16 protein-coding genes are annotated in these 26,408 nt (G+C 32.3%); 12 read left to right on the top strand and 4 right to left on the bottom strand.

All coding sequences use genetic code 11. From position 1 onward, the window contains the following. Positions 1-8: 8 nt before the first annotated feature. The 4 genes from APR43_RS18980 to APR43_RS18995 all read left to right on the top strand — a co-directional run bounded on the left by APR43_RS18980 (position 9) and on the right by APR43_RS18995 (position 11,263). Complete coding sequence (locus APR43_RS18980; protein WP_053471002.1) at positions 9-7,199, top strand: RHS repeat-associated core domain-containing protein; 7,191 nt, start codon at positions 9-11, stop codon at positions 7,197-7,199. Between the two features lie 8 nt (positions 7,200-7,207). After that, entirely contained in the window at positions 7,208-8,056 is an 849-nt protein-coding gene (locus APR43_RS18985) for a hypothetical protein (RefSeq protein ID WP_123924616.1), read from the top strand. A 421-nt stretch (positions 8,057-8,477) separates the two neighbouring features. Further along, positions 8,478-9,797, top strand: coding sequence for a CDP-glycerol glycerophosphotransferase family protein (locus APR43_RS18990; protein ID WP_053471000.1), 1,320 nt, complete (start codon positions 8,478-8,480; stop codon positions 9,795-9,797). Between the two features lie 8 nt (positions 9,798-9,805). Further along, positions 9,806-11,263, top strand: a complete 1,458-nt coding sequence (locus tag APR43_RS18995) for a lipopolysaccharide biosynthesis protein (RefSeq protein WP_053470999.1) — start codon at positions 9,806-9,808, stop codon at positions 11,261-11,263. Here the strand turns inward: APR43_RS18995 and APR43_RS19000 are convergent. Next, entirely contained in the window at positions 11,255-12,394 is a 1,140-nt protein-coding gene (locus APR43_RS19000) for a glycosyltransferase (RefSeq protein WP_053470998.1), read from the bottom strand. The two genes, APR43_RS18995 and APR43_RS19000, sit on opposite strands and share 9 nt — an antisense overlap. A 113-nt stretch (positions 12,395-12,507) precedes the next feature. On the opposite strand from APR43_RS19000, the gene APR43_RS19005 reads away from it, so the two are divergent. Then, positions 12,508-13,338 (top strand): glycosyltransferase family 2 protein, encoded by an 831-nt coding sequence (locus APR43_RS19005; RefSeq protein WP_053470997.1) that lies wholly within the window; start codon positions 12,508-12,510, stop codon positions 13,336-13,338. Beyond that, positions 13,328-13,741 carry a sugar 3,4-ketoisomerase gene (locus APR43_RS19010; RefSeq protein WP_053470996.1) on the top strand — a complete coding sequence of 138 codons (414 nt, stop codon included), beginning with the start codon at positions 13,328-13,330 and terminating at the stop codon, positions 13,739-13,741. Before APR43_RS19005 ends, APR43_RS19010 begins: the two co-directional genes overlap by 11 nt. Here APR43_RS19010 and APR43_RS19015 read toward each other — a convergent pair. Both APR43_RS19015 and APR43_RS19020 read right to left on the bottom strand, forming a co-directional pair. Further along, complete coding sequence (locus APR43_RS19015; RefSeq protein WP_053470995.1) at positions 13,728-14,663, bottom strand: glycosyltransferase family 2 protein; 936 nt, start codon at positions 14,661-14,663, stop codon at positions 13,728-13,730. The two genes, APR43_RS19010 and APR43_RS19015, sit on opposite strands and share 14 nt — an antisense overlap. A gap of 6 nt (positions 14,664-14,669) precedes the next feature. After that, positions 14,670-15,554, bottom strand: coding sequence for a glycosyltransferase (locus tag APR43_RS19020; protein WP_053470994.1), 885 nt, complete (start codon positions 15,552-15,554; stop codon positions 14,670-14,672). 63 nt (positions 15,555-15,617) lie between these two features. On the opposite strand from APR43_RS19020, the gene APR43_RS19025 reads away from it, so the two are divergent. After that, positions 15,618-16,454 carry a class I SAM-dependent methyltransferase gene (locus APR43_RS19025; protein WP_053470993.1) on the top strand — a complete coding sequence of 279 codons (837 nt, stop codon included), beginning with the start codon at positions 15,618-15,620 and terminating at the stop codon, positions 16,452-16,454. A gap of 3 nt (positions 16,455-16,457) precedes the next feature. Here APR43_RS19025 and APR43_RS19030 read toward each other — a convergent pair whose 3' ends face one another. Next, positions 16,458-17,141, bottom strand: coding sequence for a cell division ATP-binding protein FtsE (locus APR43_RS19030; RefSeq protein WP_053471180.1), 684 nt, complete (start codon positions 17,139-17,141; stop codon positions 16,458-16,460). Between the two features lie 309 nt (positions 17,142-17,450). On the opposite strand from APR43_RS19030, the gene APR43_RS19035 reads away from it, so the two are divergent. The 5 genes from APR43_RS19035 to asnB all read left to right on the top strand — a co-directional run bounded on the left by APR43_RS19035 (position 17,451) and on the right by asnB (position 26,199). Further along, positions 17,451-20,468 carry a tetratricopeptide repeat protein gene (locus tag APR43_RS19035; RefSeq protein WP_053470992.1) on the top strand — a complete coding sequence of 1,006 codons (3,018 nt, stop codon included), beginning with the start codon at positions 17,451-17,453 and terminating at the stop codon, positions 20,466-20,468. Positions 20,469-20,574: 106 nt separating this feature from the next. Further along, positions 20,575-21,438, top strand: a complete 864-nt coding sequence (locus tag APR43_RS19040) for a PhzF family phenazine biosynthesis protein (protein ID WP_053470991.1) — start codon at positions 20,575-20,577, stop codon at positions 21,436-21,438. A 167-nt stretch (positions 21,439-21,605) separates the two neighbouring features. Then, positions 21,606-23,360, top strand: coding sequence for a TonB-dependent receptor (locus APR43_RS19045; RefSeq protein ID WP_053470990.1), 1,755 nt, complete (start codon positions 21,606-21,608; stop codon positions 23,358-23,360). Positions 23,361-23,539: 179 nt separating this feature from the next. Further along, complete coding sequence (locus APR43_RS19050; protein WP_053470988.1) at positions 23,540-23,989, top strand: hypothetical protein; 450 nt, start codon at positions 23,540-23,542, stop codon at positions 23,987-23,989. 533 nt (positions 23,990-24,522) lie between these two features. After that, positions 24,523-26,199 (top strand): asparagine synthase B, encoded by a 1,677-nt coding sequence (gene asnB / locus APR43_RS19055; RefSeq protein ID WP_053470987.1) that lies wholly within the window; start codon positions 24,523-24,525, stop codon positions 26,197-26,199. The last annotated feature ends 209 nt before the right edge of the window (positions 26,200-26,408 follow it).

Below are 26,408 nucleotides of genomic sequence, written 5' to 3' on the forward strand. Positions count from 1 at the left end.
TACTTTATATGAAACAATTTTACTTTTTCATTATATTTTTATTTACCTCTTTTTTATCTTTTTCTCAAAACTTTACAGATACAAAAGGAGAACTTCAAATTTCAGCCTCAGGTACTGCAACTTATACGCTTCCTATAGCAGTTCCTCCAAGTATAAAGGGAGTTGCTCCTACTATAAACCTGGTTTACAGCAGCGGAGTCAGAGGCGGTATAGCCGGTCAGGGCTGGAGTATAAATAGTATTTCAACCATCAGCAGGATGTCTACCCGCCGGGATATTGACGGTTATGTTGACGGTGTTGATTTTGATTCAAATGATAAATTAGCGCTTGACGGGCAAAGACTACTGTTAAAAACAGGAACTTACTGGGCAGCAAATTCTACTTACGAAACAGAATTTAAAAGCAATACCAAAATTGAATTAAAAATTGAAGGTACAACAACTTATTTTGTAGTAACTGCCCCTGATGGATCAAGAAGCTGGTATGGTTCTAAAGGATCTGGAAGCCTGCAGAATTCAGTTTCTGTAAATTCATGGTATATAGTTCATTACGAAGATGTGTACGGCAATTTTATTGATTATAATTATAAGACAGTTGCCTATAATAGTACAAATCAACTGTATATTGATAATATAGCTTTTAGCGGGAATACAGCTGCCGGAATTGCAGCTCAAAATAAAATTAGTTTTTATTATAATGCAGCCAGTCGTGTAGAGAAAGATTACTTAAAAGGCCAGCCAATTTATGCGACGCAGATTTTAAATAATATAAAAGTTTTATCCAATAACGTACCTTTTAGAACCTATCAGCTTACACACGAAGAAGACACAAGTTTAGGATACCAAAGATTAAAGAAAATACAAGAGATAAATGCTCAAAGTGAAGTATCAAATCCAGTTGAATTTGAATATACCCCAAGCCCGACCACACCACAGAGAACGGAGAAAGAGTATACTAATACTTTAGCATTTGATAAGGTAGACCTTGCGGGAGATTTTGATGGAGACGGAAGATTGGATTTTGTTGCAAATAATCAAATTTTTACTAATTTATTTAATGGCAATACAGGTAACGTTCCGGTTAATCTGCCTTTTACTGCTGATAAAAGACAGGTAATTACGGCCACTACATTAACTAATGGTAAGCTTAATCAATTTAATTCCATTGTTTATGCAGATGAACAAGTCAATAACATTAGTTTTAAGATTTACAACTCAACGGCCTTAAATTATACAAAATCAATTAATTTCAACAATAATATTGCTCAAGGTGAGACTGTGACTAATGTAGTATATGATCAATTTTCAGGTTATACAGATACTCGTTTTTTTCCAGCCATTAAGAAATCTAATGAATATCTTGAAGGAGATTTTAATGGTGATGGTATAAGTGAAGTTTTGATTCGCAGCACAAAGAATGAATATTACTATGATTTAGAAACCATATCCTCTAACTGGGCAGGACTGGGAGATGGGCAATGGCTGTCAACAGAGTTTGGCTGGGATGGCTGGGATTATCATTTAGTTAATCTCGATCCAAATGCTTCGACTGCTTTAGGAACCAGCGGCTTTATGAATCTCCCAAATAACAGTGTTTTAAATGGGGATAAGAGACTTATAGCTGATTTTAATTCGGATGGTAAATCAGATATATTGGTGCTTAATAATGATAAGACATATAAAATTATAAGTTTTAAACAATTATTAGTTTCTCCATGGATAGAATTAGAAGTAATTGGTTCTGGAACATTAGATCAGTATTCAAAGTCAAAGCAAATGCTTTTAGGCGATTATAACGGGGACGGAAAAACTGATATTATGCTTCCGACCAGTGAGGGAGAACCGAATGCAGTTGAATGGAATATTTACTACAGTAACCCAAATCCTGCCGGCGGTGAATTATTTGTAAAAGAAACATTAAATATCGTTGAATACTGGCCAGATACAGGCAGCCATTATAATACCCAAAGACATTTCAGCAGTTATTTTGCAATGGACATAAATAAAGACGGTAAATCAGATTTAGTCCGTGTCTGGAGAAAATATTATAAAGATGACTGGAGTATCAACAACCACGATACACAGTGGGAAGTATATGGTTATGCCAACAATCTTGGTAAAGCTTCAGGTTCTGGTTTTACTTCGGTATACAGTTCTACGGTTTTTACCTCAAATTCACCAGATATTCCAATTCCAATTACATCTAATTACAGATATGACGGGGCCAATACAGATTTGGTATTAATACGCGGGCACTATAATAAAATTGAATATTATCAATTTAATAAAAATGTCGATACCGAAAACAGATTGAAATCTGTAACGGAGTCCAGCGGTAATATCAAACAGACCATTGATTACCTGCCGATGGAAGCGCCAAATGGAGATTTGGGAGCTTCTTCTGCAGATTTTTATTCTTCAGCCAATGCGGCATTGTATCCAAATATCGAGATCATTAGAAATTCAGGGAGTTATTTAGTTTCTAAATTAACTGCAACAATCAACGGAATTTCTAAATATCAGGATTTTAGATACAGAGGGTATGTTTCAAACTATAATTACGGAACTGTAGGTTTTACAAGAACCACCAGAAGCAGCTGGTATTTATCGGCTTCAGATACAAAAATCTGGACAACACAGTATAATGATCCTGCATTAAGAGGAGCCAATACAATCAGCTGGACAAGCACCAACCCGTCCACAGTTTTTGATACTACGCCTTCAGGTCTTTTAACAACTAAAACGAATGTTTTTTCAGTTTACACCAAAGGAGGAGGAGATGTGGTTTATTCAAGCCCTCTTCAGAATGATATAATCATCACGACACCTGTTACAACTGGACAGACTTATAAGGCAGGTAATTCTATAACAGCTTCATCAGCAGTAAATAATGATTTAGCGGTTAATTATTATGCTCCTCAGGTAATTTTAAAACCTGGTTTTTCTGCCAGTTCCAGCTCTAATACCAGTTTTACGGCTTCTCCTGTAGCCTCTGCAGCGCAGAGTGCCGGTGCGCCTAACTCTAACAGCGGTGTTTATAATGTACTGCTGAACAAACAAACCATTGAGGATCATCTCAGCGGCACTAAATCAGAAACCGTTTTTACTTATGACGGAACTGCTGACAGTAATAACTATTATGGATTAGAGGTTAGAAGTGTATTAAAAAAATACAGCGGAGCTGCACTTCAGGGTTCTGTTACCACAGATTCACAATATGACAATAATCCAACAGGTGCGGGCAGTTCATATTATATAGGAAGACCTAAAAAAGTAAATTCTTCAGCTAACAATGTCGCTTCAGGTGATACTCGTACTTCAGAAGAAACGTCTACTTATACTGGATTTAACTTAACCAAAACAGAAAAGAAAGGCCATAATACTTATGCTTTAGTAGAGGACATGACTTATGACGGGCTTGGAAACCTGCTGACCAAAACCATTTCAGCTCCGGCAGCAGTTCCGGTTCCGGCAGCAAGAACTATTACCGATGAATACGATGCAGCAAAACGTTTTGTAATTAAAAAAACAGACCATCAGGGATTCATTACCAACTATGTTTATAACAATCTGGGGCAGGTAACAAAGTCAACTGATTATATGGGAGTTGTCAGTGACTTTACTTATGATAACTGGGGTAAGTTAACCAATACCACTGTTACTGGTCCTTCAATCACGCCTATATCCACAACAATAGTTTATGCCAAACTGGGAACAGGGGGATATACTACAACGACAACTAATAACCTGGATTCCAAAACAGTAGTGGAATATGATGTACTGGGACGAGCGGTGAAAAATTCTGCAAAAGGATTTGCCGCCAATACCATGATTACCAAACAGGTTGTATATGATGGTTTAGGTAGAAAACAAAAAGAAAGCGAGCCTTATTTTTCGGCGCCGAGTTTATGGACAAATTATGAGTATGATTACTTGATGCGACCTACAAAAATTACGGCTCCAACGGGAAAAATACAAACCTTGTCTTATTCAGTTTTAACCACCACCAGTACAGATGACGGTAAAGTTACCACAGCAACTGTAGATGCCTTGGGCAATAAAGTTCAGAGTACCGATCCTGGAGGAACGATTAATTTTACTTATTTTGCTAATGGTCAGTTAAAAGAATCCGATTATCAGGGGAACAAAGTAAAAATAGATATTGACGGCTGGGGTAATAAGATCAGGATGGAAGATCCTAGTGCCGGAGTTTATACGTACAGTTATGATGCTTTTGCTCAGTTAAAAACCGAAACAACACCAAACGGAACGACTACTTTACTTTATGATACTTTTGGCAGAACAACTGAAAAAACTATTGCAGGTACACTTACCAATAGTAAAACTACCTATGCTTATAATGCTTTAAATCAAATAACCAGCAGTACATATGTGGATAATATCGAATCCAAAACAACTACAAATCTTTATGAGTATGATACGTTTAAGAGATTGTATAAAACAACAGAAACAACACCATATGCTGTTTTTGTTAAACAGCAGACTTTTGATGCTTTAGCAAGAATAGAAAAAGAAACTTCTACAGCGACAGCTTCAGGAAAAACAAGTTCTAAAACCGTAAAAAACACGTATCAAAATGGGTTCCCATGGCAGATCCTGGATGATACTACCCAGCAGGTTTTATGGCAGGCCAATAGTTTAAATGAAAGAGGGCAGTTGTTGACGGCGGCTTTTGGCAATGGTATAGCGGTAACTAATACTTATGATCAGTATGGCTACATTAAACAGATCAAACATGATAAAACAACTCCTACGGTTGTAAACATTATGACCCTGAATAGTGATTTCGAGATTAAAAGAGGAAACCTGAACAGTCGTACCAACAGCTTGTTCAGTCGAAATGAAACCTATAAATATGATAGTTTAGACCGTTTGACTGAATACACAAATGGACTCGGTATTCAGGAAACACAGGTTTATGACGATAAAGGAAGGATTACCCAAAATAGTGTGGGAACTTATGAATATGATACGGCTAAAACGTATCAGAATAAAGCCATAACCCCAACTCCGGAAGCTGCAGGGTATTATGGTAACAGAGAAGGAATCTTTAATGACAGCATGGAAGACCGTACAGGATGGGGTACTGTAAGATCTCCTGCGACGGTGTTTTACAGTTATGATAACGTTACGGCAGCCCATACTGGTAAAAATTCTTTAAAACTAGTCAATACCCTTACAACAGAGCAGTATGTATATTCAGATAAATGGATAGATATCAATAATACTGCTGCGACAGATTATACTTATTCTGCATGGGTATACAGCAGCAGTCCTCAGGCAGAAATAGTTCTTGTAATGAAAGATGCCCAAGGGGTCTTGAGCTATAATACTGTAGTATCAAATGTAACAGGAAGCTGGACACAAGTAACTAAAACATTTTCAGTTCCTTCAAATATTAAAAAACTATGTATTCGTTTAGATAACAACGGACTGGGAAATATATGGTTTGATGATGTGCAGATCCGTAAAACAAGTGATGCAGCTACAGCAGTAAGAGCATTAAACATAACCTACAATACATTTAAAAGTCCGGTACAGATTGAAGAAACAGGAGTTGATAAAATAAGTTTTACCTACAATGATGATAATGACAGAAGCTCAATGTTCTACGGCGGCCAGCAGAGTGATAAACTTTTAAGAACCTTCCGTAAACATTATTCTGCAGACGGTACAATGGAAGTAAAACATAACATTGTTACCGGTGCTGTTGAGTTTGTAACCTATATAGGAGGTGATGGATACAGCGCTCCAGTAGTGTTAAAAAGTGACGGAACCACACAGAATTATTTATATTTACACAGGGATTATCAGGGAACAATAACAGCCATATCTGATCAGAGCGGTGCAATAGTAGAAAAAAGATTATTTGATGCCTGGGGTAGTATTGTAAAAGTTCAGGACGGAGCAGGTAATATATTGTCTGGATTAACTGTTTTAGACAGAGGATATACAGGTCATGAACATCTGCAGAGTGTAGGGCTTATACATATGAACGGACGTTTATACGATCCAAAACTGCACAGGTTCCTGCAGCCGGATAATTATATACAAGAGCCTTATAATACACAGAATTATAATAAATATGGCTATGTATTAAATAACCCTCTAAAATATACAGATCCAAGTGGTGAATATGCGGAAATTGGATTTTTTGGAGCAGTTATAATTGGAGCAATTATTGCAGCTACTACTTATACTCTTACTGCATTATTAGCAGATGTTCCTTTTAGTGTTGGCGGTTTGGCGAAAGCAACCTTTATAGGGGCAGCAACATCTGCTGTGACGTTTGGAATTGGCTCTGCGGCTACCAGTTTGTTTACGAATTTTTATTCTCAGGCAGCTTTTCAGGCAGCAGCACATGGCACTTTTCAGGGAAGTATGGCAGCAATACAAGGAGGTAAATTCTGGAGTGGATTTGCTTCTGGTGCATTGAGTAGTATTGCTTCAAGTGCATGGAGTGGTGGTATTACAACAGAAAATACATTTCAATCAAATAGTAGTTTAACAGAAGGGCATTTTGTGACAAACACATTTTCTCATCAAGGAATAAGCGGTGCTATTGGTGCTAATAATACGGTTGGAATGATTGCCTTTGGAACGGTTTCTGGAGGTGCAGGTGCAGCTCTTACCGGAGGTAATTTTTGGCAGGGTGCAGTTACGGGGCTTGTTGTTTCTGGATTGAATCATGGAATGCATGAAATGAAAGAAGTATTTCTGAAAAATAAAATTGATAGAGAAGTTGATGCTGCTTATGGAGCAAATGCAGATAATGCAGCACCTGCTACAGATGCTACACTAGTTAAAATGAAAAATAGCTTGCCTACTCTAAGAAAAATATATCCTAGTACAGGATTTGCACCAATACAAGCAGAACCTAGTATTTATACGGTTGGAAGAGCAGAAGCAAAAACATGGGCTTATGATACTGATAATTATAAAAAGTCAAACATAGTTTTTTACAGAGCAGCTTTTAGTTCTTTCAGGAACTTAGCTCATACGATGCTTCACGAATTTGGTCATGCTGTTAATTATTTTAATATGAGTTATGGTAATTATCGTAGTTCTCATTCAGCCGAAGAATCAGATAAATGGGGCGAAAGGCAAGCTTTTAAATTTGCCTTCGACAATGGAGGACTTCCGTATAAAAATGATTCTTGGTACTTATTAAACAAATAAGAGGTAAAATGAAAACTATAAAAACAACTTTTATATTGATATTTTTGAGCTTTAAATTATTTGCTCAAATGGATTTTCCGAGAGATATTATTGAAAGAGAAAAAATAACTAAGGTTTCTCAATATTTAGTTATACCAAAAACAAATCCTAATTATTATAAAAAACCAATAGGATTAATGTTGAAATCGGAAACCAGATTTGATAATAAAGGGCATGTTGTTAGTGTTTTCAGTCCAAATGGTGTGGTTGCATCGCATTCTGATTCTAAAGACTTAAAGCAATATTATTTTTATAAAGAGGATAAAATTGTAAGGATATCTAGAGTTGATTTTGATTCAATTTCAGTCGAATATGTATATTTTGACAAAAAGAATATAATTTTCAAAATAAAAACTAATGATAAAAATGAAAGAATAGGTTTAGAATTAATTTATAATGATTTAAGTAATGGAAAAGAATTAAAAAAAATAGAAATTGATTTTCATAATACAACTGACTTGAATCATTACGCTAATTTGTATATAACAAACATTACTTATTCTAAAAATATCAAGAATTCAAAAATATCAAGAAAATTATTCAGCATATCAAAAGAGCAATTAAATATTCTTAAAACCTCAACAGAGATAGAAAAAATAGAAAATGAGTTAAATCAAATAGAAAGCAGTTCTTATATATCTAATGTGAATTTTGAAACATTATATCTTTACAATCAACAAAAGCAATTAATAAAAGAGGTGTCGGAAGATAACACAATAGAATATTTTTATAATCAAAAAGGATTGCTAATAAGTTATATTAATAAAAACAAACAGTATAGCTTTATTTCAAAATTTATTTATACTGAAATACAATGATTTAGTTAGAAGCTATAAAAGGAATATAAATATGTTCCTTAAAGTTTTCAAATGAAAATTGCGCAATTGTCTCTGACTTTGCGCAATTTTGTTTTTTGTAAGATATAAATCTGCCAAAAGGTCTGGATTTTAGTGACTTCTTGCCGAAATTAAATTGGTTCTGTATTAAATAATTTTAAAGTTTCTTTTGGAGTAAAGATCTTATGCAGAGTACGTTTTTTTTAAATACATTTGTTTTGAATAAGGTACTAAGACTAAAAAGATAAATATCAAAATCAAGTAAAATTCATAAAGCAATTACATTTAAAAATTAAATTTTAAAAACGAACCTTTTGTAATATCCAAAAAGAAAATATTTTTTTTTAAAATAATGTATTAGCAATACGCTTAAATGAGATGAAGAAATCGACAACGATATAAAATGACAAGTTTAAAATTAACTCTTAAAAAAATCGTTCCGCAAACAATATGGATTTCACTTATAAAAGTTTATAATTTTACAAAATTGCGAGCGTTGCATGATTGGTATAAAATTAAAAACGCACCTAAAAAACATCAAAAAGCCCTGGAAATTCTAAGAAAAAAAGAAAAAATAAAAGTGGCTTTTTTTTTAATTCATGAGTCTGTTTGGAAGTATGATGTTTTATTCGATTTAATGCTGAAAGATCCCAAATTTGAACCTGCAATATTTATTTGTCCTGTTGTGAACTTTGGACAGGAAAACATGCTTTTCGAAATGAATAAATCTTTTGAAGCATTTAAAAATAAAGGATATAGTGTTATTAAAACCTATGATAATGTAACGGGAGAATATTTAGATGTTAATAATACTTTTGCTCCGGATATTATTTTTTTTACTAATCCTTATGAAGGTTTAGTAGATTATAGATATTATATAAAGGAGTTTTCAAATACGTTAACCTGCTATGTGCCTTATGCTATTATGACGGTTAATTATGATTTTGTCTATAACTTAAAGTTTCACAATCTTGTTTGGAAAATTTTTTCTGAGACTCCAATTCACAATCAAATAGCATTGCAAAAACAAAAGAATAAAGGAAGAAATAATGTTTTGACGGGTTATCCGGGATTCGATCGCTTATTAATCAATAAAAATCCAAATCATGCTGTTTGGAAAAACACAAATTCTAATCTGAAAAAGATTATTTGGGCACCACATCATGCCATATCAGATTGGAATAAAGTGGCAAATTTTTTAGAGTATTATGATTTCTTTTTAGAATTGGCTGATAAGTACAGTGATAAAATACAAATCGCGTTTAAACCACATCATTTATTAAGAATTAAGTTAGAGCAAGAGTATTGGGGCAAAGAAAGAACAGATATCTATTATAATAAATGGAAGAATCTTTCAAATGGTCAGTGCGAAAACGGGGAATATACAGATCTATTTTTAACATCAGATGCATTAATTCATGATTGTGGTTCCTTTATGGCAGAATATCTTGTTACAGGAAAACCAGCACTTTTTATGGTTAGGAATGAATCGGTTATGGAACATTGGAATGCTTTTGGGGAAAAAGCAATAGCAGCGCATTATCAATCCCGAAATAAAAAACAATTGATAGATTTTATTGAAAATGTTGTGCTGAATGAAAACGACTCGATGGAAGAAGAACGTAATAATTTTGTGCAAAACAGCCTAATTCCAAAAAACAAACCCACTGCATCTGAAAACATATTAGACTATTTAGAGAGTCAAATTAGAAATAAATTTTAATTTTTATAATGCACAATACTTCTGTAAAATCAGTAGCGACAAAAGGAATTTTTTGGTCAGCAGTTGATAAATTTGCTGTTCAAATAGGGCAGTTTGTTGTGGGGATTGTGCTTGCCCGAATTTTACTGCCGGAAGATTTTGGATTAATAGGAATGATATACATTTTTATTGCCTTATCACAAACTTTTATTGAAAGTGGACTAGGTACAGGTTTGATTCAACGTCAGTCTAGGTCAGAGATTGATTTTTCTACCCTGTTCGTATTCAATTTAATTGTAAGCAGCTTTTTTTATCTGATTTTATTTTTTTCAGCACCTTATATTTCCTTCTTTTTTAATCAGCCGCGTTTAATAGATTTAACTAGAATTTTGAGTTTAAGTTTGTTTTTAAATGCTTTCGTAATAGTTCAAAGAACCAAATTAACAATTGCAATTGATTTCAAATCTATAGCAAAAAGTAATGTGATAGGAATGTTTATAGGTGGATTATGCGGTATAATAGCAGCTATAAATGAATTTGGAGTATGGGCGTTAGTAATTCAAATGTTGGTAAGTTCTTTAGCTTCTTCAGTTTATTTATGGTTTGTAAGTAATTGGAGGCCTTCAATTGCTTTTTCAAAAAGATCGTTTAGATCTTTATTTGGTTATGGTTCAAAGCTGTTACTAGCAGGTCTATATGCTCAATTATTAAATAATATTTATAATATCTGCTTAGGGAAATTTTATTCCAGCACTGCATTAGGGTATTATACAAGAGCTAAAAGTTTTGCAGATATATCTGCGGGCACAATTGTTAGTGTTTTACAGCAAAGTACATTTCCTATCCTTGCTTCGGTACAGCATGATAAGGAGAAATTAATCTCTATTTTTAGTAGAATGATTCGTATGTCGGCCTTTCTTGTTATTCCAATTATGACCCTTATTGCTTTATTAGCAAAACCAATCGTTATATTATTACTTACAGAAAAATGGATTTCCTTAATTCCGCTTTTGCAATGGATGGTTTTTTCGCGTGTTTTTCTTCCAATGAGCTCACTCAATTTGAATTTATTAAATGCAGTGGGACGCTCAGATTTATTTTTAAAGGTAGATTTGTCTAAACTGCCATTAACATTGCTGGCTATGATAATAACAATTCCTCTTGGCGTAAAATCTATTGTAATAGGACACGTTGTTACATCAGCTGTGTTTTTTGTGTTAAATGCCTATTTACCTGGCAAATTTTATGGTTATGGAGCAATGAATCAATTAAAAGATATGATGCCTTTTTGTTTCGCAGCGATAGGAATGGCAGTTTTAGTATTTATGATGACTTGTTTTATAGATAATCTTGTACTGCAATTATTTTTTGGAGTCATATTTGGACCAGTAATATACTTAGTTATTTCCTGGCTAATGAAGTTAGAGGAGTTAAATGAAATTTGGAAGATGTTTTTGAAGGTGAAGAAAGATAAAAATCTAAGTTAAATTTTCCTTCCATGTTTTTAAATATTTTTCAGCAATCTTTAAATAATTATGCTCTTTTTCTACAAAAGCTCTTGCTCGTTTTCCTATTGCTATTATTTCATTTGGATTTTCAATTAAAAAAGATAATTCCTTAACCAAATAATCAACATCAGGAAGAGCATTTACACAAACTCTTTCGGTGATTTGATAATATTCTGTAAAATCATTTTCAGCACCGGTGAATACGACTTTTCCTTTTGCCATTGCTTCGAGTGCATTATAACCCTGATCTCTGCTAAAAGCTTGATCTAAAAGAATATGAGCTTTATTGTATAAATCAATATAAACAGGATAAGGAACTGTATTTGTAATTATAATTTCTACTTTGTCTAGATATTTTTCTTCTATAAGCTTTAACGCTTTTTCAAAATAAGAAATTCCCTTTTGATTATAGCTGTATTTGTTGATGCCTAAAAAAATAATTATTTTATCCTTAATTATTAATTCCTTAAAAGTTAATTTGCTTAAATCTATTGGATAAGGAATAAAACCAGAAAAAATAGGATAATTTTTTACAGCATCTAGATAATCAAAATCAGTAGGGATTAATCCATTAAAATTGCTCATGATATACTTGTGAATTTTGACATGTCCTTTTTTAAAATAATAGTAAAACCAGTTAAATTCTTTAGACGGGCTTTCTATAAAAGGTTGATAGATAGACTTGTATTCTTTGTTCTCAGTGTAAAATTTGAGAGTCATATAATCTAGTCCGCATGATACTAAAAAAGCAGACTTATTATTTTTTACTATTTTTTTTATCAAATAAAGCTCAAACCTTGTTGTTGTTTTTATGGAAGATTCATTGACAAATTGCACAATATCAAAATCTTTTAATCTAGAAAGGAATAGATAAAAACGAATGCCATATTCTAAATTAACCAAATCAAATTTGAACAGCTTGTATAAAATTTTTCGGGGTATAGCAAATATTTCTTTTTTAAAAAACTTTGCTTCATAATCGTAATCAACAGGGTAACATCTATAACCATTACTATTTCCTATCAAAATAACCTCATGTTCTAGTTCTGCTAATCCTTTCTTTAAAGAATTATGTAAAAGGCTATATTCTCCAATCAGTAAAATGCGCATAAACCCTATTAGTTAAAGAAAAAAGTAAATGTAAAACAATTTAAAAACAAAACAGAATTGCATTTTGTATTTAAGGGAAAAAAAAATTTACATTTGTTTAAGCCAAAAAACTTTTGAAAGTAAATTATAACATAAATGACATTGAAATTTTAATTTCTACAATGAACCAGGATTCATTGGATTTTTTAGTTCCAATGTTTCCGTATTCTCATTTTTCTACTTTTCAAATCTTAATAGTAAATCAAACCCAAAACGAGAAAATTTTAACTTCTAGTTATTCTAATATAAGAGTCATAAACTCATTTGAAAAAGGTTTGGCAAAAAGCAGAAATTTAGCTCTTGAAAATGCTGTTGGAAAAATTCTTGTCATTGCTGATGATGACATTGTTTATCAGGAAGGATTTATAAATAAAATAATTAATGCTTATCATAAATTCCCAGAAGCTGCTGTAATAAATTTTTCAGCCATAAATTCAAATGAAAATTTAATTAAAAAATATCCTTCTTATCCTAAAAGTAATTTGAATACTTTTGATATCCTTAATACAAGTTCAATAGAAATGACACTCAATAAATCAATTATTGATGAAGCCAAGATTCAATTTGATGAAAATTTTGGATTAGGAGGAATTTTTGAAATGGGTGAAGAAGCTGTTTTTTTATTCGATTTAAAAGAGAAACAACAACAACTTTCATTTTATCCTGAAATAATAGTAAAACATGAGAGTCAAACGTCCTCAAATAAAAAAGATATAGCCGAAAGATATTATATTCATGGCGCATTATTTTCCAGGATTTTCAAAAAGAAACATATTTTTTGGCTATTCATTAAATTGTTTTTTGATTTAAAACAGAAAAAAATAAAATGGAACAATATTAAAAGAGTTCTGAAAAGTGCAAAAAAGGGACATGAAAAATTTGAAAGAACGGAATATGGAAATTAAAAATAAAGGAATACAAATTATCTCAATTCCTAAAATTGAAGAACGAAGAGGGAATCTCTCTGTAATAGAAAATGACACAGTTCCTTTTGAAATAAAAAGAGTTTATTATTTATATGATGTGCCAACCGGATCAGAACGAGGCGGACATGCACATAAAGATCTTCAGCAGTTTTTGGTTGCTTTAAGCGGTAGTTTTGATGTTGTTTTAAATGATGGAAAACAAGAGCAGATTATTACTTTAAACAAGCCGTATGAAGGTTTATTAATCAATTCCGGAATTTGGAGAGAACTTCGAAACTTTTCATCAGGTTCAATTTGTTTGGTGGTTGCTTCAGAAGTTTATATTGAAGACGATTACATTAGAGATTTTGATGAATTTGTAAAATATTCTAATCGTAAATAGAAAAATTAAATCCGATTTTTTTTAAAGCATTTTTTAGTCTTAAAAAGAAACGTAAAAAAACAGAAGGCATTTTCATTAAAAACCGAATCTTTAAGCTGATATTTTGTTGGTCTACATCTTTGAGGTAAAAATTCATTTTATCTTTATTTCCAAAAATATAATAGCGCAAGCCATATTCAATTCTATATAAATCAAGAAAATTTTTAAGGGAAGGATTTTCCTTTTCAGAAAGTTTGAATTGCTCAAAATCCATTAATTTCATTGAGTTTACATGATTTTTAGCCAGACTGTTTGGAATATTATAATTATAAACAGCCGTTATTTTATTTGTTATGGCAACAGGATATTTTATACCAATTTTAGTCCATAATTCTAAATCCTGACCATTTGTTACTTCTGGCGTAAAGCCTCCATTTTTTTCTATTATTTCCTTGGGTATTGCTAAGGAAGAAGTCCAGGTAATTCTAAAAGGTCTGTTTGAAAAAAAATAATCAGTTACAATTCCTCTGAAAGAATTATTTATTCCATTGTAAGAGGGAATTTGAAGGTGATTTTTAGAAATTCTGATTTTATGGCGAGAACAATATATACCGCAATTTGGGAAATCATGATATAAATGAGCTAATTCCTGTAAATGATCAGGAAACCAATAATCATCAGCATCCAGAAATGCAATAAGCTCACCTTTTGATTTTTCTATACCAAGATTTCGGGCAGTAGAAACGCCTTGATTTTTTTGATTGTAAATCTGAATTCTTTTATCATTAAAATCAAGTGCAAAAACTTCAATATTATCCGTAGAACCATCATTGATTATAATAATTTCATAATCAGTAAAAGTTTGATTAAGAACACTTTTTATGGTGTTTTCAATATGATTAGCTTTATTATATAAAGGGATAACAACTGAAAAAAGTGCCATACTCGATTATTTTTTTAAATGACAATAATAGCATAATTTATAAAAATCTAATAGATATAAATTCGGATTTTCCGAAGTTAAATTAGCAAGGACTTTATTTTTTGTTATTTTATAAATTGCTTTTATAAACCCAATAAGATGCAGCTTTTTTAAAAGTACGTAAGCTTTAGTTAATTTAATGCCTTTTGGATCAATTTTATGAAGTTGAATTAAGTTGTATAAGTTTCTAACAGCTCTTTCAGTTTTTTCTATAAAATTGATACTATCTTCATTATTGTAATGAATTAAGAAATTTTCTATGTGAATAACCGGAACTGAATTTAAACGTAAATTTTCTATAAAAATTAAATCTTCATATCCATAATCACGTATAAATTCTGGAAATGGAAATTGTAAAAGAATTTCTTTTTTTAGAAGCAAATTCCACGTAAATACAAAATTATAATGGTTTTGAAGTCTTTGATTTAGAGATTTAGTTTCTCTTTGTATACCATATTTCCATCGAAGTATTTTTTCTTTAGAAGGAATAGCATCAGGATATTTAACACCGCCAAAAATTACTTTAGGTTTTTTTGATAATAATTCGATATAATTTTTAAGGTAAGATTCGTTTTCTGGCAAAGCATCAGCTTCCATAATCAGGATATAATTATATTTTGATTTGGAACATAGTAAATTAATATTTCTTCCTCTGCCTAAATTTTCTGGATTAATAGAAAAAATACAATTCTCCAATGTATTAATCTGTGCGTTTTCATTGTTGAATTTTTGGCTAAGATCGTCTTGTGCCAAAATTTCATATATAATTCCTAAATTATCTGCTTGTCGCTTAAGTTTTAAAACAAGCGAAAACACATTGTAATTATAAACCGGAATTAAAATAGAAAGCATTTATTCTCTTTTTTAAAATATATTTGTAAAGGAAATGTTTTTTATTAAAATAATAAATCAAAAATGAATTTAAGGTCTCTTTATTATGCTATTTCTCCAAAGTCAAGATTTCTTGTTCGTAAGATTTATTATTTCCCTGCTGATTTTTGGAACTCTTTAAATAAAAAGAAAAACAAATATGAGCCTAAAAAAGGAGACATCTTTATTGGTGCCGGCGATTTCTTGTTACAAGGAAAACATCATTTAGAACTTTTAAAAGAATACACATCGCTGCAGCCTGATTATTCTTTATTAGATGTTGGCTGCGGAATTGGCCGCGCTGCGGTACCCTTAACGCAGTATTTGTCAACAAAAGGAAAATATGAAGGTTTTGATGTTGTAAAAAAAGGAATTGACTGGTGTCAAAAAAACATCAGCAAAGATTTCTCTAATTTTAATTTTCAGCACATTTCCTTAAACAATGATTTATACAATCTAACCAATCAAAAGGCAGAGAATTTTAAATTTCCTTACGAGGACAATTCTTTTGATACCGTTTTTTTATTTTCGGTTTTTACTCATATGCAGCCAAAGGAAGTTCAGAACTATTTAAATGAAATTTACAGAGTTTTAAAAACCGATGGAAAATGTCTTTCGACTTTCTTTCTTTACGACGATCAAAATGAAGAATACATTTCAAAAGAAAATAAAGGATTCTGTTTTCCTTACCAAAAAGAAAATTACAGATTAATGAATGAAAAAGTTCCTTCGGCAAATATTGCTTTTAAAGAAGAATTACTTTTTGAAATGATTCAAACAAGCCAGTTAGAATTAGAAAATAAGATATACGGAACCTGGTCAAACAGAGCGGTTAATGACTTGTTTGATTATCAGGATATTTTAATTCTAAAAAAAGTTTAAGATTTATACGCTTCTTTGTACCACTTCGAAGATTCTTTCATCTTCACATTTTAATGTTTTAGAAGGGAATTTCATCAACAAAGCATAATCATGAGTTGCCATGATAACGGTTTTACCAAGTGCGTTGATGTTTTTTAATACTTCTAAAACCTCAGAACTTGTCTGCGGATCAAGATTTCCTGTAGGTTCATCGGCAAGGATAAACTCAGGATCGTTAAGTAAAGCTCTTGCAATTGCAACACGCTGCTGTTCACCGCCAGAAAGCTGGTGAGGCATTTTATTAAGGAAATCTTTCATTCCAACTTTATCCAAAACTTCATCGATTTTGTATTCCATCGCTTCTTTTTCAGTCCACCCGGTTGCTTTAAGAACAAAAAGCATATTGTCCTGAACAGAACGGTCTGGAAGTAATTTAAAGTCTTGGAAAACAATCCCGATTTTACGTCTTAAATACGGAATATCTTTTTCTTTTAAAGTTGCCAAATCAAAGTCAACAATATGAGCTTCACCTTCAGTTAAAGGTAAATCTGCGTACAAAGTTTTTAAAAAGCTGCTTTTTCCGGAACCTGTTTTCCCAATGATGTAGATGAACTCTCCATGCTGAACATCTAAGTTAATATGAGATAAAATTTTTCTTCCTTCTTGATATATAGTGACTTCTTTAAGAGATAGTACGGTTTCTGACATAATAAAATTGATTTGAATGGTAAAAGTAATAAGATAACGTATGTATTCAAAATAAATTTCAATCATTTCTTAAGAAAATTTGTAGAAAAAGGAATGAAAATTTAAACCATGTAAGTTATATAAGTTCATTTTAGTTAATCTGTTAAAAGGTACTAGCTTATAATTACTTATATAACTTATAGGATTCATTTTAATTTTTTATAATGTCTCTAAAATGTTTGTTATTCCATGTTTGTTCATAATAAATTCAAGAAACGTTTCGTTATAAACGGTATAAAATGATAAATTTGAATACTAAATATAACTAAAATGCATAGACTTTCCTGGTTCTTTTTATTCCAAATTATCCTTACTTCGACCATAGTTTCGGCACAAAAATCAGCTATTTATACTTACGATTTAAAGGATTTTGACAAAGCACAGGCTTTATATAACGACAAACAATACGCTTCGGCACAACATATTTTTGAGTATGTAAAAAATAATACTGCACAAACAGAAGAGGTAAAATCAGACTGCGCTTATTATATCGCCAATTGCGCCATTAGAACCAATCAGCCTAATGCAGATGCTTTGATGGAAAAATTCGTTGAGGATTATCCAACAAGTACCAAACAAAATCAGGCTTATATTGAAGTAGCGCAATATTTCTTCGAACAAGGAAATTATCCAAAAGCTTTACAATGGTTTGACAAAGTTGACGAAGGTTACATGAGTAAATCAGAATCGGATAAATTTAATTTCCAGAAAGGATACAGCTATTTTACTGCTAAAAAGAAAAAAGAAGCTACAACATATTTTAATAAAGTCGTAAATTCTCCAGAATTTGGTTCGCAAGCCAAATACTATTTAGGATTTATGGCGTATGAAGGCGACGATTATAAAGAAGCAACAAAATATTTTGATGAGGTTTCGGGCGAAGAAAAATACAAAGAAAAGCTTTCGTATTATCAGGCCGATATGAATTTTAAACTTGGAAATTTCCAAAAAGCAATTGATTTGGGCCAAAAAGCAATGGCGAAATCAAATGAAATGGAAAAATCGGAGCTGAATAAAATCATTGGAGAAAGTTATTTCAATTTAAAACAATACGAAAAAGCGATTCCGTATTTAGAGCAATATGCAGGTAAAAAAGGAAAATGGAATAATACGGATTTCTACCAATTGGGTTACGCTTATTACGAGCAGAAAAATTATGAAAAAGCCATTTCTCAGTTCAATAAAATTATTGAAGGAAAAGATTTCGTAGCTCAAAATGCTTATTATCATTTAGGTCTAAGTTATTTAAATACAGGTAAAAAACAAGAAGCTTTGAACGCGTTTAAAAATGCTTCAGAAATGGATTTTAATGCACAAATTCAGGAAGATGCAGCTTTAAATTATGCCAAAGTAAGTTATGATATCGGTAACGCTTACCAAACTGTTCCGGGAATTTTATTTGATTTCTTAAAGAAATATCCAAACAATTCAAACAGGGCAGAAGTAGAAAAACTTTTAGTTGACTCTTATATTTCGACTAAAAACTACAAAGAAGCTTTGGCTTTATTAGAAAAAAACAGAAGCGCCGAAAATAAAGCGGCATACCAAAAAGTACTTTTTTACAGAGGAGTTGAATTGTTCAACGAATCGAATTATACGGAAGCCGGAAAAATGTTTAAAAGTGCGATAAGCGAACAAAAAACACCTGAATTTACGGCTCGTGCAACTTTCTGGAAAGCAGAAACAGAATATGTCTCAGATGATTTTCAGAATGCATTATTGACATACAAACAATTTGCCGGACTTGCTGCCGCAAAATCTACAGACGAATATAAAAACATCAATTATAATATTGGTTATACTTATTTTAAGCTGAAAGAATACGATCAGGCGGCGAACTCGTTTCAGGCGCAGATCGATAATTCTCCTTCGGATAAAGTACGTTTAAATGATTCGTATTTACGTTTAGGAGATTCTCGTTTTGTGAATTCTAAATATGTACAGGCAAACGAAGCTTATGGAAAAGCAATGGATGCAAAAAGCGTTGATGCTGATTATGCTCAATTTCAAAAAGCACTTTCGTATGGTTTTATGTCTAAAAATGATCAGAAAATCAACGAACTGAATAACTTCCTAAAAATGTATAAAAAATCAGAATATCGCGATGATGCTTTATTCGAATTAGGAAATACATATGTGGCGGATAAAAAGAATGATTTGGCGATTAAAACCTACGATCAGTTGATTTCTGAATACAAAAACGGGTCTTTTACTTCAAAATCTATTTTGAAACAAGGTTTGATTTATTACAATTCAGATCGTGATGAACAAGCATTGGCAAAATTCAAAAAAGTGGCGGCCGAATTCCCAAAAACGCCGGAAGCACTTGAAGCCGTTTCGACAGCAAGATTAATTTATGTTGATTCAGGAAAAGTGGATGAATACGCAACCTGGGTTAGAACTTTAGATTTCGTTTCGGTTACAGATGCGGAATTAGATAACGATACTTACGACGCAGCTAACAAGCAATACAGTCAAAACAACAGTAAAGCAGCGATTACAGGATTTGCAGGTTATGTGAGCAAATTTCCTTCGGGATTGCATGCTTTAGAAGCTAATTTCAATTTAGCGCAATTATATTATGCGGAAGGTTCTGAAACAAAATCAACTCAGAATTATCAATATGTAATTGACCAGCCAAGAAACGAATTTACAGAACAAGCGTTAAACCGACTGGCTCAGATTTATTTAAAAGCGAAAGATTGTGATAAAGCGATTCCGGTTTTAGTTCGTTTAGAAAGTGAAGCCGATTATCCGCAAAACAAAAACTTTGCACAGGCAAACCTGATGAAATGTTATTATGACAAAAAGGATTATGACAATTCGGTTATTGCAGCAGATAAAGTTTTAGCGAATCCAAAAGCAGATGCAAACGTAAAAGCCGATGCGCAGATTATTGTAGCACGCGCGGCAATTCAAACCGGAGATGAAGATAAAGCAAAAGCAGCGTATGCAAAACTGTCTACAACTTCAAAAGGAGAATTAGCAGCAGAGGCATTGTATTATGATGCTTATTTTAAAACCAAAGAAGGAAAATTTGATGCGTCGAATGCAGCAGTTCAAAAACTGGCAAAAAGCTATTCAGCATACAAATATTACGGAGCAAAAGGTTTGGTTTTAATGGCGAAAAACTTCTACGGATTAAAAGACAGTTATCAGGCAACTTATATTCTGGATAACGTAATCAACAATTTTACAGATTATCCGGATGTTGTTGAAGAAGCGAAAAAAGAATTAAGTGAGATTAAGGCGGAAGAATCAAAAACGAATTCGTCGATTAATAAATAAGAATAAAAGAGTATAGAATATAGAGAATAGAAAATAGATTGAAAGCAAAGATTCGAAGTCTATTCTCTATATTCTTTAATCTATTTTCTCAAAAAAAATAAGAACAATGAGTTTACCTTTTTATATAGTTGATGTTTTTGCTGATAAAAAATATGCCGGAAATCAATTGGCAGTTTTTTTAGAAGCTGAGAATTTAAGTTCAGAAGAAATGCAGCAAATGGCGCGCGAGATTAATTTTGCGGAAAGCACATTTATAACCAAACTGGACAGAGAAAACAATAAAGCAGAAATAAGAATATTTACACCGGCCCAGGAAATGCAGTTTGCAGGACATCCCATAATTGGAACTTCGTGGGTTTTGATCAATAAAATATTTGATAATTCGCCTGAAAGTATAACATTGAATGTTCCGATTGGACCTATTCAGATTCAGCAGTCAGAAGATTTGATCTGGCTAAAAGCAGCACAGCCAAAATTTTGGGATATTTTCTCCAAAGAAGATTTTACATTATTCAGTAATCTGAAAAAAGAAGATTTTGAAAATCAATTTCCAATTCAGGAAGTTACAACCGGAAGCGCATTTGTAATGGTTGGATTAAGCAGTAAAAGAGCTTTAGAGAACTTGGTTTTAGATAAAGACAAGGCAGATCAATGGATGAGAAATCATTGTAAAACAGATCATAGAGGATTGTATTTTTATTATCTGGAAGGTTCAAAACTATTCAGCCGAATGTTGTGTATTGAACACAATCAATTGGTAGAAGATGCCGCAACAGGAAGTGCAAGTACATGTCTGGAAGCTTTTCTGCTAAAATACCATAAACCTGAATTTGAATTAACGAATTATCAGGGAGATTATATCGGGCGTCCGTCTCAGATTTTCTTCAAAGGGAAATTAGTTGAGAATCAGTTTGATATTAATATTGGAGGAAAAGCTCAGTTTGTTGCTAAAGGAGAGTGGGAAGCTTAGGTCGAGAAAATAGAATAAAGAACAAAGAACAAAGAACAAAGAACAAAGAACAAAGAATATAGATTTTAGAATATAGAAACTGAACAAAGAGATTGAGCTTAAGAATTAAGAAATAGTGTAAGTCTATTTTCTATACTCTTTTCTCTATACTCTTAAAAGAAATAAATATGAAAATTAAGTGCCGAAATAAAATCATCGTTTTACTAGTATTATTGGTCTGCCAGCTTTCGTTTTCGCAGGTTAAGAAAAATGAAAGCATTGGAACTGAAACGGTAAACGTAGTAAAACCTTATTCGCCAACAATATCTGACGCTTTTAAAGTGAAAGAAACACCTTCGCTGGACGATGCGGGAAATCAGCCAAAAGAAACTATTAAATATAGTATTTTGTCTGTTCCTGTGGCTTCGACTTTTACGCCGTCAAAAGGAAATGCACAAGCTGTGGATAAATCTAAAAAAGAAAGATTGTTTAATAATTATGCAACACTTGGAGTCGGAAATTACGGAACGCTAAATGCTGAATTATTCGTAACTCAGGATTTAGGGAACAATGATTATTTAGCGGGAATGCTGCGTCATCATTCTTCTCAGGGCGGAATTAAAGATGTAAATCTAAACGATGAATTTTACGATACAGGTTTAAATATTGGTTACGGTGTAAAAGATCGTGATGTATCTTGGGGCGTTGATTTAGGTTATCAAAATCAAGTTTATAACTGGTATGGTTTACCGGCTGATTTCGGAATGACTTTGGCGCCTGGAACTCAGGAAGATTTGATTAGAGGAATTAATCCGAATCATTCTTACAACACAATTTCTATAGGCGGAAATGCCGAATTTACGGAAGGTATTTTTAGCAAAATTTCAACTAGATTTACGAACTTTTCGGATAGTTTTTCTTCTTCAGAAAATCGTTTTTATCTAAAACCGACTTTTAAAGTGGATGTTATGGATCAGGCAATTAACACTAATATTATTGTAGATCATGTTAGCGGTTCTTTCGAACATAATTATGCTTGGGATAATGTTGAACCTTTAAAATACAGTTTGACAAATTTCGGAATTGAACCAAGTTTTGTAGTTAATGAAAACGACTGGACATTAGAATTAGGTGCTGGTTTGTTTTATGCTTTGGACTCTGAAAACAGCGGAAATAAATTTTATATTTATCCAAAAGTAAATGCTTCATACAAATTGGTTGGTGATTTGATGATTTTCTATACCGGAGTAAACGGAAGTTTAAATCAAAATTCATATGCTGATTTTGTAACCGAAAATCCGTTTTTGTCTCCAACTTTAAATATGAGACCAACCAGTAATCAATACACCGTTTTTGCAGGTTTAAAAGGAAAACTGGCTAATAATGTGAGTTATAATGTAACAGGTTCTTATTTGAATGAAAAAGATAAAGCCTTGTTTAAAAGCAACGATTATACAGAAGATTTTTCGAACCAGAATTATGGTTTTGGAAACTCGTTTAGTGTAATTTATGATGATGTTAGAACTTTTCGTTTCTATGGAGAATTAAAAGCTGATTTTTCTAAGAATGTTTCTTTTGGAATAAACGGAACTTTCAACAGTTATAAAACAGATGGTTTAGAAGCGTGGAATTTACCTTCAATGAAATTAAGCTCAAATCTTGATGTAAATATTACAGAACAATGGTACGCAGGTTTAAATGTGTTTTATGTTGGAGAACGTAAAGATATGCAGACCAATCTGACTTTTGGAACTGATCCTGTAATTACGACTTTAAAAAGTTATTTTGATGCCAATGCGCATTTAGGATATAAATATAATGAGCGTTTGACTTTCTTCTTAAAATTAAATAATATCGGAAACCAAGCTTACGAAAGATGGCTTAATTATCCTGTTCAAGGCTTCCAGGTTTTAGTGGGAGGAAATTATAAATTCGATTTTTAAGAAGATTTGATGCAAAGACACTAAGGGACAAAGATTATATAAAGTATAAAAAGTGCCTTTTTTTTAGCCATGAGTTCGTGAATTTTTTGGAGTAAATTCGTGAATTCGTGGCTATTTTTTTGCGACAGCAGAAAAACCTTCGCACCTTTGTACCTCAGAACCTCAGTACCTTTAAAAAAATGACTTTCAAACAAAAAATACATTCTCATTATTTACAAATGGTTCAAGATCGAATTGATGTTTTTAAAGACATGATTTCGGGATTGACAGAAGATTCTAAAAATGATGCCAAAGGTTCGGCGGGCGATAAGCATGAAACGGCTTTATCAATGATGCATATCGAACAGGAAAAACTAACCAATAAATTGAAAGAATCTATTGCTCAAAAAGCAATTTTAGATAAAATTGATTCTTCTAAAAATACAGAAAACATTATTTCCGGCAGTTTGGTAAAAGCAAATGGAATTTATTTATACGTAAGTGTGGCGCTTCCAAAAATCGCAATTGACGGAATAAATGTTATTGCGCTTTCTCCGCAATCGCCTTTAGGAAATCATTTAATGGGAAATAAGGCTGGTTTTCAGTTTGAGATTAATAAGACGCATTATACGATTGAAAGTGTTTTGTAATTTATTGTTTTAGGTTTAGTCCCTACGGGACAATTTTTACCATTTAATTATTCTGCTTTCTACCGATATTTAGCTCCTAAAGGAGCATATCTCGTAGAGATTAAATATCGGTAGAAAAAAATAACGATAAGTTGAGATTGTCCCGTAGGGACTACATATGAATAATAACGTTGTCAATCTTTGTAGAGCTTCTTACGAAGATTTCTCGTTCCTCGAAATGACAATATTGTGAAAAATCATATTTCTATTCAAGAATTTGTTCGTGGTTTGAAATATCTTTAACGATTTTGAAATATCTCAAAATTTAATTCAATAATTTCTCCGAAACCTTATATTTTACTCGTGTTTTACCTTCAAAATTGAAAATTATAAGTTTAGGGCTTTTTTTAATGCTTAAATTTTACATTTTATATGTAAAAATAAATTTATGGTTATAATTTGTAACTGAAATAACTATTTGTGTTTTTCAATTATAACTAATACTTCATCTTTGCCCTATCAAAATAAAATTTAAAAGTTAAAAATATAAAATTATGTGTGGAATTGTATGTGCCTTTGATCTAAAGCAAAAAGCCGAAGCGTTAAGACCTCAAGTATTAGAAATGTCTAAAATCATTCGTCACCGTGGACCGGACTGGAGCGGAATTTACAGCAATGATAAAGCGATTCTTTCTCATGAACGTTTGGCAATTGTAGATCCAGCTTCAGGAAAACAACCTTTATTTACAGAAGATAAAAAATTGGTTTTGGCTGCAAATGGTGAAATTTACAATCACAGAGATTTACGTAAACAATTCGAAGGAAAATATAACTTTCAAACAGAAAGTGACTGCGAAGTTATCTTAGCATTATACAGAGAAAAAGGAGTAAGTTTTGTTGATGAATTAAACGGAATCTTCGGATTTGCAATTTATGATGTTGATAAAGATGAGTATTTCGTAGCTCGTGACCATATGGGAATTATTCCATTGTACATTGGTTGGGATCAACACGGAACTTTCTATGTAGCTTCTGAGTTAAAAGCTTTAGAAGGATATTGTACAAAAATCGAATTATTTCCTCCGGGACATTATTTATCAAGCAAAGACGGTGAATTTGTACAATGGTACAAAAGAGACTGGGTTGATTATGATGCGGTTAAAGACAACGAAACAAGTATTCCTGAAATCAAAAAAGCGCTTGAAGCAGCGGTTCACAGACAATTAATGAGTGATGTTCCTTACGGAGTTTTACTTTCTGGAGGTTTAGATTCATCTATTACTTCGGCTGTAGCCAAAAAATTTGCACAAAAACGTATTGAGTCAGATGATACAACAGATGCCTGGTATCCGCAATTACACTCTTTTTCAGTTGGTTTAGAAGGTTCGCCAGATTTAGCAGCGGCAAGAAAAGTAGCAGATCATATTGGAACTATTCACCACGAAATTAAATTTACAATCCAAGAAGGTTTAGATGCTGTTCGTGATGTAATTTACAACTTGGAAACTTATGATGTAACTACAGTAAGAGCTTCGACTCCAATGTGGTTAATGGCAAGAGTTATCAAATCAATGGGAATCAAAATGGTGCTTTCAGGTGAAGGTGCAGATGAGTTATTTGGAGGATATTTATATTTCCACAAAGCGCCAAACGCAAGAGAATTTCACGAAGAAAACGTTCGTAAATTAAGTAAGCTTCATATGTACGATTGTTTACGTGCCAACAAAAGTTTAGCAGCGTGGGGAATTGAAGGTCGTGTTCCTTTCTTAGACAAAGAATTTATGGATGTTGCAATGCGCATCAACCCACAAGATAAAATGATCAACAAAGAACACCCAATGGAAAAATGGGTTGTTCGTAAAGCTTTTGAAGATATGCTTCCTGAAAGTGTTGCATGGAGACAAAAAGAACAATTTTCTGATGGAGTAGGATACAGCTGGATTGATACTTTGAAGGAAGTGGTAGCAAGAGAAGTTTCAGATGAACAATTGGCAAACGCAAGATTTAAATTTCCGTTACAAACACCAACTTCAAAAGAAGAGTATTACTATCGTTCTATTTTTACAGAACATTTCCCAAGCGATGCAGCAGCATTATGCGTTCCTCAGGAAGCAAGTGTAGCTTGTAGTACAAAAATCGCTTTAGAGTGGGATGAAGCATTTAAAAACATGAACGATCCTTCAGGTAGAGCTGTGGCAAGCGTTCACGACGATGCCTATGTTAAAGCATAAACACGTTTAATTATTAGAATTAGTATATATATTGCAGAAAGACGTTCTTACTTTAAGAACGTCTTTCTTGTCTAAAATTGTTAAATTCTATATTTCAGTTCTTTATAAAAATATTTCGGCAATTATTTAACTTACTTTTTTTATATTTGGCATTCCCCAAAAAAGTTAAATACCTAAGATTTTAATACTGAAAATGTAAGAAAGCAAAA

Origin of the sequence: Flavobacterium sp. NLM (assembly GCF_002210235.1) — a bacterium.
GTDB lineage: Bacteria > Bacteroidota > Bacteroidia > Flavobacteriales > Flavobacteriaceae > Flavobacterium > Flavobacterium panici.

Bases quoted from the DNA above. Each gene is read 5' to 3' on its own strand.
- APR43_RS18980 (WP_053471002.1), top strand. From the start codon at position 9: ATGAAACAATTTTACTTTTTCATTATATTTTTATTTACCTCTTTTTTA.
- APR43_RS18985 (WP_123924616.1), top strand. From the start codon at position 7,208: ATGAAAACTATAAAAACAACTTTTATATTGATATTTTTGAGCTTTAAA.
- APR43_RS18990 (WP_053471000.1), top strand. From the start codon at position 8,478: ATGACAAGTTTAAAATTAACTCTTAAAAAAATCGTTCCGCAAACAATA.
- APR43_RS18995 (WP_053470999.1), top strand. From the start codon at position 9,806: ATGCACAATACTTCTGTAAAATCAGTAGCGACAAAAGGAATTTTTTGG.
- APR43_RS19000 (WP_053470998.1), bottom strand. From the start codon at position 12,394: ATGCGCATTTTACTGATTGGAGAATATAGCCTTTTACATAATTCTTTA.
- APR43_RS19010 (WP_053470996.1), top strand. From the start codon at position 13,328: ATGGAAATTAAAAATAAAGGAATACAAATTATCTCAATTCCTAAAATT.
- APR43_RS19015 (WP_053470995.1), bottom strand. From the start codon at position 14,663: ATGGCACTTTTTTCAGTTGTTATCCCTTTATATAATAAAGCTAATCAT.
- APR43_RS19020 (WP_053470994.1), bottom strand. From the start codon at position 15,554: ATGCTTTCTATTTTAATTCCGGTTTATAATTACAATGTGTTTTCGCTT.
- APR43_RS19025 (WP_053470993.1), top strand. From the start codon at position 15,618: ATGAATTTAAGGTCTCTTTATTATGCTATTTCTCCAAAGTCAAGATTT.
- APR43_RS19030 (WP_053471180.1), bottom strand. From the start codon at position 17,141: ATGTCAGAAACCGTACTATCTCTTAAAGAAGTCACTATATATCAAGAA.
- APR43_RS19035 (WP_053470992.1), top strand. From the start codon at position 17,451: ATGCATAGACTTTCCTGGTTCTTTTTATTCCAAATTATCCTTACTTCG.
- APR43_RS19040 (WP_053470991.1), top strand. From the start codon at position 20,575: ATGAGTTTACCTTTTTATATAGTTGATGTTTTTGCTGATAAAAAATAT.
- APR43_RS19045 (WP_053470990.1), top strand. From the start codon at position 21,606: ATGAAAATTAAGTGCCGAAATAAAATCATCGTTTTACTAGTATTATTG.
- APR43_RS19050 (WP_053470988.1), top strand. From the start codon at position 23,540: ATGACTTTCAAACAAAAAATACATTCTCATTATTTACAAATGGTTCAA.
- asnB (WP_053470987.1), top strand. From the start codon at position 24,523: ATGTGTGGAATTGTATGTGCCTTTGATCTAAAGCAAAAAGCCGAAGCG.